10 protein-coding genes are annotated in these 13,945 nt (G+C 35.6%); 8 read left to right on the top strand and 2 right to left on the bottom strand.

The features are described from left to right. Positions 1 to 775 precede the first annotated feature (775 nt). Positions 776 to 1,816 (bottom strand): GntR family transcriptional regulator, encoded by a 1,041-nt coding sequence (locus Q9Q97_RS23200; protein WP_306161520.1) that lies wholly within the window; start codon positions 1,814 to 1,816, stop codon positions 776 to 778. A gap of 388 nt (positions 1,817 to 2,204) precedes the next feature. Between Q9Q97_RS23200 and rhaT the strand changes: the two genes are divergently transcribed. The 8 genes from rhaT to Q9Q97_RS23160 all read left to right on the top strand — a co-directional run bounded on the left by rhaT (position 2,205) and on the right by Q9Q97_RS23160 (position 13,297). Then, positions 2,205 to 3,254, top strand: a complete 1,050-nt coding sequence (rhaT, locus tag Q9Q97_RS23195; RefSeq protein WP_306161517.1) for an L-rhamnose/proton symporter RhaT — start codon at positions 2,205 to 2,207, stop codon at positions 3,252 to 3,254. Positions 3,255 to 3,281: 27 nt separating this feature from the next. Further along, positions 3,282 to 5,426: a bifunctional aldolase/short-chain dehydrogenase gene (locus tag Q9Q97_RS23190; RefSeq protein WP_306161515.1), complete on the top strand. Its 2,145-nt coding sequence runs from the start codon at positions 3,282 to 3,284 to the stop codon at positions 5,424 to 5,426. A gap of 442 nt (positions 5,427 to 5,868) precedes the next feature. Further along, complete coding sequence (locus Q9Q97_RS23185; RefSeq protein ID WP_306161513.1) at positions 5,869 to 7,143, top strand: TIM barrel protein; 1,275 nt, start codon at positions 5,869 to 5,871, stop codon at positions 7,141 to 7,143. Between the two features lie 104 nt (positions 7,144 to 7,247). After that, positions 7,248 to 8,609: an FGGY-family carbohydrate kinase gene (locus Q9Q97_RS23180; RefSeq protein ID WP_306161511.1), complete on the top strand. Its 1,362-nt coding sequence runs from the start codon at positions 7,248 to 7,250 to the stop codon at positions 8,607 to 8,609. 96 nt (positions 8,610 to 8,705) lie between these two features. Further along, complete coding sequence (locus Q9Q97_RS23175; RefSeq protein ID WP_306161509.1) at positions 8,706 to 9,446, top strand: (Fe-S)-binding protein; 741 nt, start codon at positions 8,706 to 8,708, stop codon at positions 9,444 to 9,446. A gap of 334 nt (positions 9,447 to 9,780) precedes the next feature. Continuing rightward, positions 9,781 to 11,181 (top strand): lactate utilization protein B, encoded by a 1,401-nt coding sequence (locus Q9Q97_RS23170; RefSeq protein WP_306161507.1) that lies wholly within the window; start codon positions 9,781 to 9,783, stop codon positions 11,179 to 11,181. After that, complete coding sequence (locus Q9Q97_RS23165; protein ID WP_306161505.1) at positions 11,174 to 11,761, top strand: LUD domain-containing protein; 588 nt, start codon at positions 11,174 to 11,176, stop codon at positions 11,759 to 11,761. The genes Q9Q97_RS23170 and Q9Q97_RS23165 overlap by 8 nt, the downstream gene beginning before the upstream one ends. 165 nt (positions 11,762 to 11,926) lie before the next feature. Next, a complete protein-coding gene (locus Q9Q97_RS23160; protein WP_306161503.1) occupies positions 11,927 to 13,297 on the top strand; it encodes a glycoside hydrolase family 27 protein in 1,371 nt (456 codons plus the stop codon). A gap of 76 nt (positions 13,298 to 13,373) precedes the next feature. Here the strand turns inward: Q9Q97_RS23160 and Q9Q97_RS23155 are convergent, their stop codons facing one another. Further along, complete coding sequence (locus Q9Q97_RS23155) at positions 13,374 to 13,706, bottom strand: YegP family protein (protein ID WP_306161500.1); 333 nt, start codon at positions 13,704 to 13,706, stop codon at positions 13,374 to 13,376. Between the last annotated feature and the right edge of the window lie 239 nt (positions 13,707 to 13,945).

Below are 13,945 nucleotides of genomic sequence, written 5' to 3'. Positions count from 1 at the left end.
ACCAGAAATTACACAAATTATCGCAAATTTTATTGAATAGTTTTTTACTACGCCTGTCTGTCTGAGCGGAGTCGAAGCCCTGTGCGGTTAGTTTTTCGCCACGAATTACACGAATTGCACAAATTTTTTTTGGATGTTTTTTACCAGAAATTACACAAATTATCGCAAATTTTATTGAATAGTTTTTTACTACGCCTGTCTGTCTGAGCGGAGTCGAAGACCTGTGCGCTAAGTTTTTTCGCCACGAATTCACGAATTTTTATATATGATTCGTGAATTTGTGGCGAATAGATTTTGTGTTTTTCGCCACGAATTACACGAATTGCACAAATTTTTCTTGGATGGGTTTTTACCACAAATTACACAAATTAGCGCAAATTTTCTTGGATAGTTTTTACTTCGTTTGTCAGGCTGAGCGGAGTCGAAGCCCTATGCGATTGGTTTTTTTCTGCCGCGAATTACACGAATTGCACAAATTTTTCTTGGATGGGTTTTTACCACAAATTACACAAATTAGCGCAAATTTTATCGGATAGTTTTTGCGCCTGTCAGGCTGAGCGGAGTCGAAGCCCTGTGCGGTTAGTTTTTTTCTGCCACGAATTCACGATTTTTTTATATGATTCGTGAATTCGTGGCTAATAAATCGGTGTTTTTTGCGGTGAATCGCACGAATTAAATTAGAGAAAATTCGTGAATTCTTGGCGAAAAAACTTTGTGTCTTAGCGCCTTAGTGGCAAAAAAACTTAGCGCCTTAGTAGCTTAGAACCTTAGCACCTCAAATAGAATTTCTATCAATAAAATTAAAAGGCACTTTCACCTGACCTTTTTCTTTGTTCAAGATCATTCTTGCGGCAGTTTCTCCCATTACATTAAAATCGGTTGACATTACCGTGATACCTAATAATTCTTTTAGAGGTGTATCATTATAAGAGATAACACCAATTTCTTTTCCTAAAACATATTCTTCATCGCGAATCTGTTTCATTAAATTCACTAAGTCAGATTCTTCGATCGTAATAAACAAATCGCCTTTTTTTAGAATCATATCATCGTAGACTTCGCTTAGAATCTCAAAATTGATTTCGTGTTCGACACAGAATTTTCTAAATCCGTGCAAAATTCTTCTTGGATACGGATAAACCGCTTTATCTGGATATACCAGAATTAAACGTTTGTATTTGGTTATTTTAGAAAGACCTTCTTTTAGCGCATTATAAATATCATTTTCAAAATCCTGATAAATTTTGATGACATTATCGCCAGTTCCTAATTTGATATTATCTAAAACAACCAGTTTTTCTTGCGGAATATTTTTAATCGCATTTACAACATTGTCTGTAAAACTTAAATGTTTTAATTCGTCTGTTTTAAAATGTGTTGTAATGACATAATAATCGTAAGCGCCCTCAAACTTGTCTAATATATTTAGGAATAAAGTTTCGTCACAGTGATAAATTTGAAGATCGACATGGGCATTGGCTCCGAGAGTATCAATAAAGCAGCTGTATGTTTTCATTTTATACGAGCTCAATTTATTGGTCAGAAACAGAATATTAACTTTAGCTTCTAGTTTGGTTCGGGTAATATAGTAGCCTTTTCCTCTAATGGAAGAAATGATTTTTCGTTCTTTTAAAATATTATAGGCTTTCTCAACAGTATCGCGTGACATATAAAATTCTTCACTGAAACTATTAATGGAAGGAATTTTTTGATTGATTTTCAAATTCCCGTTAGCGATGTTCTGAAGAATGGAGTCAACAATCTGTTTGTATTTAGGAACTCGAGAATCTTCGTCGATTTTAATAAGTTTAATCATGTTCATTTTGAGAAAATTTGCTTCGTATTGCACCGAAACCCATTTTAATTCTAAATAATTCAAAAAAATCTCTTCTTTCGAAAGAATCTGTCTGCGCAGAATTATTTTAGCGATTAAAAAGAGAATTTACTAAGGCTTGTAATCTTTTTTTTATAATTCCTGAATTTTAACCCGAATGCGGAATCAATAATTGCGAAATCGATTGCTAAAATAGCCATTTTAAATTTATTTACCCAATAATTACAAGCCGTTATTTCTAATAATCCTTAGTTTTAACAAAAAATACGAAATCCGTAAAGGATAGTACAGGACAGTTTTCTTTTTGACATTCTCTTATTTTACAAAACCAAATTGCTATCTAAACAAACCAAAAACTAAAATTTAATAAATGGAATCATTATTAGGAATCATTTTTCATTCTATCGGAGGATTTTCTTCAGGTAGTTTTTATATGCCTTTTAAAAAAGTAAAAGACTGGGCTTGGGAAAGCTATTGGCTTGTAGGGGGATTTTTCTCTTGGCTGATTGTTCCGCCAATCGCAGCTTATTTGACGATTCCTCATTTTGGTGAAATTATCGCAACAGCATCTCCATCAATAAAAGCATTTACCTATTCAATGGGGTTAATCTGGGGAATTGGAGGACTTACTTATGGTCTTGGAGTTCGTTACCTGGGAATGTCTTTGGGGAATTCTATAACGCTTGGATTTTGTTCTGCATTTGGTGCTTTAGTTCCGTCAATTTATTATGATTTTGTTCCGACAGAAGGAAAAATTTCATTTTCTCACATGCTTTCTAATTCTGGTGGACAGTTAGTTTTACTAGGAGTGGTGGTATATCTTATAGGAATTGCTATTTCTGGAAAAGCGGGAATGCTGAAAGAGAAAGATTTTGCAACAGGACACGAAGATAAGGACAAAGATTTTAATCTAGTAAAAGGTTTGATTGTAGCAGTAATATCTGGAATTTTAAGTTCATTCTTTAACTACGGAATCGAAGCTGGAAAACCTATGGCAGAGCAAGCTATACTAAATGGTTCTAATCCGTTATTTCAAAACAATGTGACTTACGTTGTTTTGCTTTGGGGAGGTCTTACAACCAACTTTATCTGGTGTCTTTACTTAAATTTTAAAAATAAAACTATTGGTGATTATACCAATAAGTCTACTCCGATAACTAAAAATGTATTGTTTTCTGCACTGGCTGGAACCATGTGGTTTTTACAGTTTTTCTTTTACGGAATGGGAGAAAGCAAACTTGGTAACGGAGCAAGTTCATGGATTTTGCACATGGCAACCATTATCCTGACAGCAAATTTCTGGGGATTTTATTTGAAAGAATGGACTGGAGTTTCTAAAAAGACTTTAAGAACTTTTTTCTGGGGAATTGGTCTGATAATGCTTGCAATCGTTTTGGTAGGAATTGGTAACTCATTATAAATAAATACAAGAATAATAAAATAGTATATGTCGAATACAAAAACAATTAATAATATGAATTTTAAGCACGTAAGCTACCTTTGGGATGAAGCTAAGGCAGCAGCATTGGCAGGTGATGAAGTAGCGCTTTTTATTTATCGTTCTAACTTGTTAGGAGCTGATTTAAGATTGACCAACTACGGCGGTGGAAACACTTCTGTGAAAATTACAGACAAAGATCCTCTTACTGGAGAATCTTCAGAAGTAATGTGGATTAAAGGTTCTGGTGGTGATATCGGTACTTTGACAAAATCAGGTTGTGCGGCTTTGTATTTGGACAGACTTCGTAATCTTGAAAATGTTTACAGAGGTATTGAGTTTGAAGACGAAATGGTAGAATTGTTCAACCACTGTATTTTCGATTTGGCTTCAAAAGCGCCTTCAATTGATACGCCTTTACATGGTTTTCTTCCATTCAAACATATCGATCACTTACATCCAGATGCGGCAATTGCTATCGCTGCTGCGAAAGATGGAAAGAAAATCACAGAAGAATTATTTAACGGAGAAATTGGTTGGGTAGGCTGGCAGCGTCCAGGATTTGATCTTGGTCTTCAGTTGAGAGCTTGTTTAGAGGAAGCGGCACAAAACGGTAAAAAACTACGCGGAATCATGTTAGGTTCTCATGGTTTGTTTACTTGGGGAGATACTGCGTTTGATAGTTATATCAATACGCTGGAAGTAATCGAGAAATGTGCTTCTTACTTAGAAGATAACTACGGTAAAAAGCGTCCAGTTTTTGGAGGAAAGAAAATTGAAAGCCTTCCAGAAGCAGACCGTAAATTAAAAGCAGCAAAAGTAGCTCCGATTTTAAGAGGTTTCTGTTCATCAGAGCGTCAAATGATTGGTCATTATACAGATGATGCAAGAGTTTTGGAATTCATTAATTCTAATGATTTAGCAAAATTAGCTCCATTAGGAACTTCTTGTCCAGATCACTTTTTAAGAACTAAGATTAGTCCACTGGTTTTAGAGTTGGATCCAAACGAAGATTTATCTGATGTTGCAGCAATTAAAGCAAAATTAACGCCTGCATTTGAAGCTTACCGTGCAATGTACAAAGACTATTACAATGCTTGTAAAAAGTCGAATTCGCCAGCAATGCGTGACCCAAACCCAGTGGTGATTTTATATCCTGGAGTTGGTATGTTCACTTTTGCTAAAGATAAAACAATGGCGCGTTTAGCATCTGAATACTATATCAATGCAGTAAACGTAATGAAAGGCGCAGAAGCAGTTTCTGAATATACTTCTTTACCGCACCAAGAAGCTTTTGATATTGAATATTGGTTGTTGGAAGAAGCTAAATTACAGCGTATGCCAAAACCAAAAGCCTTGTCTGGAAGAGTGGCGTTGATCACAGGTTCAGCGGGCGGAATTGGTAAAGCTATCGCTAAAAAATTCGCTCAAGAAGGTGCTTGCGTTGTAATCAACGATATTAACGAAGAGCGTTTGCAAGGTGCTACAGGTGAGTTTACAAAAGCATTTGGAAAAGATGCGGTTTCTAGCACTTTATTGAATGTTACTGACGAAAAAAGTACTGAATTAGCATTAGACGAAGCTTGTTTAGCTTTTGGAGGTGTTGATATTGTAGTAAATAATGCTGGAATCAGTATTTCTAAATCGATCGCAGAACACACTCTTGAAGAGTGGGATAGATTATACGATATCTTGGTGAAAGGACAATTTATTGTTTCTAAAGCCGGAATCGAAGTAATGCGCAAACAAGGTTTTGGAGGAGATATTGTAAATATCGTTTCTAAAAACGCAGTAGTTGCAGGTCCGAATAATCCTGGTTATGGTTCGGCAAAAGCGGCACAAGCGCACCTTACACGTTTAATGGCTGCTGAATTAGGAGCAGATAAAATTCGTGTAAACACAGTAAATCCTGATGCTGTAATCTCAGACTCAAACATTTGGTCTGGCGGATGGGCAGAAGGTCGTGCAAAAGCATACGGAGTTACAGTTGAAGAACTTCCGGCTTACTATGCAAAACGTACGTTATTAAACGAAATCATATTGCCAGATGATATTGCCAACGCTTGTTATGCTTTTGTTGGAGGTTTACTAGGTAAATCTACAGGAAACGCATTAAACGTAGATGGTGGCGTAGGCATGGGCTTTTATAGATAAAGATTGTTTAGGTTTTTTATATAAGTTTGTTTAAGCAAAAGTGGTTTTTTGTGGTCTAGCGTTCGAATTCTTTCGAACGTTAGATTTTTTTAGACATAACACTTTTCAGCTATATAAAAACCAAAAAAAGTGAAGTAAAACAAGAGTTTAGATCGTATAAGTTCTAATTTTTAGTGATTTTTTTTAGCCACAGATTGGAAGGATTAAAAATGATTTTTTGTTTCACGCAGATTTAAAAAGATTTAAGCTGATTTGACAGATTATTGATTTTTTTTTATCAAAATGATTCAAAAATAATCTGCGCTTTCTGCTCAAATCTTTTTAAATCTGCGTGAAACCAGAAAATAAAAAATCAGCGTCTTATTTGAGAGCATGTGTTAAAAAACTATACTGAAAATATAAAATTATATATCTTGTAAACTCTATTAAAATATCAATAACTATGTTAATCGGATCAAACCACATCGAATCTCATAACGAGGATTTATTAAAAAAACACCAGAACAAATTAGTTTTTACAGCATCAGAAATTAATGATACAGAAGCGATTATTCAAAAACTGATCGATTTTCAAATTGCCATTCCATCTTGGGCTTTAGGAACGGGAGGAACAAGATTTGGTCGTTTTGCTGGCGGAGGAGAACCTCGCTCTTTAGAAGAAAAAATCGAAGATGTTGGTTTGCTTCATAAACTAAACAATGCTTCTGGAGCAATTTCATTGCATATTCCGTGGGACATTCCAACCAATTATAATGAAATTAAAACATTAGCAGCACAGCACGGATTAAAATTCGATGCCATGAACTCGAATACCTTTCAGGATCAGGCAAATGCTGAGCACACTTATAAATACGGTTCTTTACAAAACGTAAACAAAGCAGTTCGCAAACAAGCAATTGCACACAATATAGAAGTAATTAAGCACGGAATCGAATTAGGATCTGAGTCATTAACCGTTTGGTTAGCGGATGGTTCTAACTTTCCAGGACAATTAAACTTCAGAAAAGCGTACCAAAATACATTAGAAAGTTTAGAAGAAATCTACGATGCATTGCCTTCAAACTGGAAATTATTTTTAGAATACAAATGTGCTGAGCCTAACTTTTATTCTACGACTGTAGCAGATTGGGGGCAGTCTTATTCGTATGTTAAAAAGTTAGGTGACAAAGCGCAGACGTTAGTAGATTTAGGACACCATTTGCCAAACGCTAATATCGAGCAGATTGTTTCTATTTTATTGATGGAAAACAAATTAGGCGGATTCCACTTCAACGATTCAAAATACGGTGATGACGATTTAACGGCTGGAGCATTAAAACCATATCAATTATTCTTGATTTTCAATGAATTGGTAGAAGGAATGGATGCAAGAGGGATGAATCACGCTAAAGATTTAGGCTGGATGATCGACGCTTCTCACAACATCAAAGATCCGTTAGAAGATTTATTGCAGTCTGTAGAAGCCATTATGATTGCTTATGCTCAGGCACTTTCTGTAGACAGAAAAGCACTAGAGCAGGCACAAGAAGAAAATGATGTTGTAAAAGCGCAGGAAATTCTTCAAAATGCTTTCCGTACAGATGTTCGCGCTTTGGTTGCAGAAGCTCGTCTTCGTTCTGGAGCAGCATTAAATCCGGTAGCATTATATCGTTCGCTTCAAGTTAGAGGAACTTTGATCGACGAAAGAGGTTTAAAAACAGTAGCAACGGGATTATAATTATGAGTTATGAGTTATGAATTATGAATTTTCTTCAAATGAAAATTCATAATTTATAGTTTTGGAATTCATAACTAATAATTCATAATTTATAATTAAAAAAAATGAATGTAGTTGCGATTTTTGATATTGGTAAAACAAACAAAAAGGTTTTTTTATTTAACGAAAATTATAAAATTGTCTGGGAGAAATCGGTAAATTTAGAGGAAACCACAGACGAAGATGGATTTCCGTGTGAAGATATCGAAGTACTGAAAAATTGGATTTTAGATCGATTATCTGAAATAAAAGAACTGAAAGAGTATGTTTTAAAAGCCATCAATTTCAGCACTTACGGAGCCAGTTTCGTTTACATTGACGAAAACGGAAAAGTTTTAACTCCTCTGTATAATTATTTAAAAGATTATCCAGAGGATTTAAAATCTGAATTCTACGAAAAATACAAAGGAGAAAAGAAATTTGCTGTAAAAACCGCTTCTCCAGTTTTAGGCAGTTTAAATTCGGGAATGCAGATTTATCGATTAAAAGAACAAAAGCCTGAAATCTTCGAACAAGTAAAATACTGCCTGCACTTGCCGCAGTTTTTAAGTTTTCTTTTAACGAATGAAGCCTACGCGGATATTACCAGTATTGGCTGTCACACGAATTTGTGGAATTTCAAAAAAATGAGATACCATAAATGGCTGAAAGAAGAAAATATTGCAGAAAAAATACCGTCAATACATTTTGGTAAAGATGTAATTATGACTCGTGAAAACCTTGCAATTGGCGTAGGTTTGCATGATAGCTCATCGGCGATCATACCTTATACAATCAACTTTACGGAACCATTTGTATTGTTGTCTACAGGAACTTGGAGTATTTCTTTAAATCCGTTCAACAACAAACCGCTGACTTTTGACGAACTGCAAAACGACTGTCTTTGTTACATGCAGTATACAGAGAAACCGGTAAAAGCTGCTCGATTGTTTGCAGGAAACGAACACGAAGTGCAGACCAAACGTTTGGCTCAGCATTTTAATGTTCCGGTTGATACGTACAAAGAGGTTTATTTTGATAAAAAAATTGTAGCCAATTTAAGAGCGCTTAGTTTTCAAATTATCTATCCTAAAAAATACAATTTTGATATACTGAAAGAATGTCCTTTTCAAAAAAGGGATCTTTCCAACTATAAAGATTACGAAACAGCTTACCATCAATTAATGCTCGATTTGGTAGAACAGCAGGTTTTTTCGACCAATTTGGTGATTCACAATAGTCCGGTAAAAAAGATTTTTGTTGATGGAGGTTTCAGTAAAAATTCGATTTATATGAATTTATTGGCAGAAGCTTTTCCAGATGTAGAAGTTTATGCGGCTTCGATGGCGCAAGCGAGTGCTTTGGGCGCTGCATTGGCCATTCATGATAACTGGAATCCAAAACCAATTCAGAACGATTTAATTGATTTGAAATTCTATAAACATTAGGTAAAAACGGTCTGTATGTTGTAAATTTGCGGTATAAACGTATTTTTTACATTTTTACACTACACGCCTAATGAACAACACACTAAATACTACAATATGAAAATTGGACTTTTTATACCTTGTTATGTCGACCAATTTTATCCAAAAGTAGGAATCGCAACCTACGAATTACTTCAAAAATTAGGCTGTGAGGTAGAATTCCCAATGGGACAAACCTGCTGCGGACAGCCAATGGCTAATAGTGGTTACGCGCACTTGACAAAAGGATGCGACGCCAATTTTATCGCCAATTTTTCTGGATTTGATTATATCGTTTGTCCTTCTGGAAGTTGTGTTTTGCATGTAAAAGACCATTTGCATGACGAAAAACAAGAAGAGAAGGCAACAGCAATTCGAAATACGGTTTACGAACTTACAGAGTTTATAACCGACGTTTTAAAAGTAGATCACATTAACGGAAGATTTCCATTTAAAGTCGGAATGCATGTGAGCTGTCACGGTCAGCGCGGATTACATCTTTCGCAAATGTCAGAACTGAATGCGCCGTTTTTTTCTAAACCTGGGCAGTTATTAAATAGTATAAAAGATCTTGATTTAGTTGAATTGACTAGAAAAGACGAATGCTGTGGCTTTGGAGGTACGTTTTGCGTTACCGAAGAAGCTGTTTCTGTAAAAATGGGTCAAGATCGTATTAAAGATCACGAAAGCCTTGATGTGGATTTTATTACCGGTGGAGATATGTCTTGCTTAATGCACTTAGATGGAATTCTAAAAAGGCAGAAAAGCAGAATTAAAACCATTCACATTGCTGAAATATTAAATTCACTAGAAAATTAAGAAAATTATTGAGTGAAATTTAACCGCAAAGCACGCAAAGGTTTTTACGCAAAGCACGCAAAGCTTTTTTGAGAATCATTAAAATGAAAAGTTCGCAAAGCTTTATTTGCACAAAGCTTTGCGAACTTAATATCTAGGTTTTGCTTAGTCTCGCAATTAAAATAATCTTAGCGGACTTTGCGTAAAAAATTACAGCAAAACACGCAATGAAAAACCGCAAAGTCCGCTAAGATAAATTAGCTTTGCGAACCTTGCGTAAAACCTTGCGACCTTAGCGGTTAAATAAAGATAGCAATAACAAACATTTGAAAAATTGACTTTTAAATAATTAAAAATGTCATCAGAAAAAGTAATACCGCATAGCGACGCCGCAGCAAAGTTCAATAAAGACGTTGAGCGTGTCAATTGGCATGATGAAACACTTTGGTTTGTTCGTGCTAAAAGAGACAGATCTGCACATCAAATTGAAGATTGGGAACTGCTTCGCGAAACCGCATCTCAAATAAAATTTAATGTTCTTTCTAATATTCACGATTATTTAGTCGAATTTGAAGCCAATGCGCAGCGAAACGGAATAATTGTGCATTGGGCGGCCGATGCCAAAGAACACAACGAAATAGTGCATTCTATCATGGCGAAACATGATGTTAAGCAAATGGTGAAATCCAAATCGATGCTTACAGAAGAATGCCATTTAAATGATTATTTAGCCGAAAAAGGAATAGAAGTAATCGATTCTGATTTAGGAGAGTATATTGTACAGCTTCGAAAAGAACCGCCAAGTCATATCGTACTTCCGGCGATTCATTTAAAAAAAGAAGATGTAAGCGAAACTTTTCACGAACATTTAGGAACAGAAAAAGGAAATTTCAATCCGCAGTATTTGACAGAATCTGCGCGCCAGAGTTTGAGAAATACATTCTTAACTAGAAAAGTGGCTTTGACTGGAGTCAATTTTGCCGTTGCAGAAACAGGCGAATTTGTGGTTTGCACCAACGAAGGAAATGCCGATATGGGCGCGCACTTAGCAGACGTTCACATTGCCTGCATGGGATTTGAGAAATTGATTCCGAAAAGAGAACATTTAGGTGTTTTCTTGAGATTATTGGCAAGAAGCGCAACCGGACAGCCAATTACCACTTTTTCGAGCCATTTTAAAAAGCCAAGAGACGGTAAAGAAATGCATATCGTAATTGTTGACAACGGAAGAAGTACGCAATTAGGAAGAGAAGATTTTAGAAATTCGTTAAAATGTATTCGTTGTGGCGCGTGTATGAATACTTGTCCGGTTTACAGACGAAGCGGCGGACACAGTTATCACAATGCTGTTGCGGGGCCAATTGGTTCTATTTTGGCACCAAATCTGGATATGAGCAAAAATGCCGATTTGCCTTTTGCCAGTACGCTTTGCGGTTCATGCACCAACGTTTGTCCAGTAAAAATTGATATTCACGACCAATTGTACAAATGGCGTCAGGTTTTGGTTAAAGAAGGGCATACGCCGAAAGCAAAAACGGTAGCAATGAAAACTATGGCAACAGTTTTGGCAAATCCAACAGTATTTAATATTGCTGGAAAATCTGGACGATTTGTAATGAAGAATATTCCAGGAATGGTCAATAATAAGATGAATAAATGGTACGATCAGCGCGAAATGCCAGATGTTCCCGAAGAGTCTTTTAGAGAATGGTACAAGAAAAATTCGAGAGAATCTAAAGAGAATAAGAATGAGTAGTAAAGGCGAAATTTTAAAAAGAATAAAACTGAATCAGCCTGATTTGGTTTCAGAATTGCCGGATCTAAATCTTTTAGGTTCAGAACAATTTGATGTATTAGAAACTTATAAAACTGTTTTAAAAGGAATTGGTGGCGATCCAGTTGAAGTGGCCGATTATAACGAAATCATCAATTACATCAAATCCAATTACAATCTGGAGAAAAGAGTAATTACGACGCTTCCAGAACTTTCAGAAATTGCTTCTTTGGATTGGAAAACTGTAGATCCGCATTCACTTCAAGATGTGGAATTAACGGTTGTAAAAGCTCATTTTGGAGTTGCAGAAAACAGCGGACTGTGGGTAACAGATGATATTTTAGGACAGCGTGTAGCGCCATTTATTGCACAATATTTAGCAATTATTGTTCATAAAAGTGATCTTGTTCCAACGATGCAGCAAGCGTATCAAAGAATTGGAAATATGGAATATGGTTTCGGAACTTTCATCGCTGGTCCGTCTAAAACAGCTGATATTGAGCAATCTTTGGTTCTTGGAGCACACGGAGCAAGAGGATTAATTGTTTTTTTATTGGATTAAAACAAAGAAAAATTATATACTAGAAGATGCAGAAAAAGTTACTTTTTCTGCATTTTTTGTTTTCATTAGAATGTAATTCATTGCTGTAAATAATAAAAAAATGAGCATGGTACGTTTTTTTTACTATTTTTAAAGTGTATAAATTACACTTAAACCACGCTTGCAATGAAAATCACAAACTTATTTACAATGGCGATAGGAGTTTTTTTCCTGTCAACATTAGGAAATGCTCAAACCAAAGTATTTCAAAAAGAAGAATTTAAACAATGGGCTCAGACACCGCCAATGGGCTGGAATAGCTGGGATTGTTACGGGCCAACGGTTGAAGAACACGAAGTAAAAGCCAACGCCGATTATATGGCAAAAGAGCTTAAGAAATTTGGCTGGGAATATATCGTAGTCGACATTCGATGGTTTGTAGAAAACGACAAAGCGGGAGGCTACAACCAAACCGATCCGCGTTATGTAATCGATCAATATGGCAGATATTTGCCTGCTGTTAACCGATTTCCTTCAGCAAAAGACGGTCAAGGTTTTAAGCCTTTAGCCGATTATATCCATAAAAAAGGACTCAAATTCGGAATTCATATTATGCGCGGCATTCCTAAAAAAGCGGTTGAAGATAAACTGCCCATAAAAGGAACAAACGGAATAACGGCAGATCAGGTGTATTCGACTGCTTTACAATGCGAATGGCTGCGAGATAACTATACCGTTGTGGCAGACAAATCTGGAGCACAGGAATATTACAATTCTATTTTCGAATTGTACGCGCAATGGGGAGTAGATTTTATTAAAATTGATGATTTATCAAGACCTTATCACGAAGGCGAAATCAACTTAATTAGAAATGCGATTGATAAATGCGGACGTAAAATTGTTTTAAGCACTTCGCCAGGAGAAACGCCAATTTCAGCAGCGGCTCACGTGAGCACACACGCAAACATGTGGCGTATGGTGGATGATGTTTGGGATACTTGGCCGCATATTACACATTTGATGGACGTGGCGCAAAAATGGTACCCGTACATTGCACCGGGAACTTGGCCAGACTGCGATATGATTCCGTTAGGACGTATTTCGATAAGAGGAGAAAGAGGCGAGGATAGAATGACGCGTTTGACAAAAGACGAACAATATACTTTGATTACCTTTTTTAATATCTTCAAATCGCCATTGTTTTTTGGAGGAGATTTGCCAAGTAATGATGCTTTCACTTTATCATTATTGACGAATAAAGAGGTGGTAAAAATGCACAACGAAAGCAGCGATGTAAAACAGCTTTTTCAGAAAGACGGGAAAATTGCCGTGACATCAAAAAACACGAAAGACGGCAGTACTTATCTGGCTTTGTTCAATATTTCTGATGATACTTCGCAAAAGGTTTCGGTAAATCTTTCTGATTTAGGAATCTCTAGTTCAGCTGAAGTTTTGAATATGTGGACGGGCGAGAAATCAAAAGTAACTTCAAAAGAAATAACAGCTGATTTAAAACCTCATAGTTCTGTTTTGTATCAGTTAAAAGGTAAAAAATAAATAGAAGATATATTTAAATGAAAAAGCTGTTTCTAAATCAATAGAAACAGCTTTTTTTATAATTATAAATAGGCAATTAAGCCGTTTGATCATCTACACTTGCATCAGGAGCATTTTTCTTTACCGATTCAATTCCGTTTTCTCTAGCTGATGTACTTTCATACATTTCGCTATGACCGATAATTTGTCCGTTTCCAGCTTTTAAATTGAAATATGGTTTACCGCTTTTAGATTCTAATCTGTCATAACGATCATCATCTGGTGCGTTTTTTTTAACAGATTCAATTCCGTTACTGCAGGCTGCTTTTGTTGTATAACCTTCACTTGTTAGAATGGTCTGGCCATTACCAGCTTTTAAATTGAATTGAAACTCTCCATTAGCTCTGGTGGTAATTACAAATTTTCCCATGTAGTTTATTTTTAAAGTTAGGTAATAATATTATTTTGCTATTGATAAAAATACAAAACTTAGTAATATAAATCATACATCGGTTTAAAAAAATGATTAACTAAAGTTTAAATTCCAAACTTTAAATTCCAAATTCCAAAAAAGAGCGCAGCGATTTTTTTAGAAAATCTAAAATCTAAAATCTAAAATCTAAAATCTAAAATCTAAAATCTAAAATCTAAAATCTAAAATCTAAAATC

It is taken from the genome of Flavobacterium sp. DG2-3, assembly GCF_030730925.1.
Classification (GTDB): Bacteria; Bacteroidota; Bacteroidia; order Flavobacteriales; family Flavobacteriaceae; genus Flavobacterium.
This window is presented reverse-complemented; position numbering and strand designations above follow the sequence as displayed.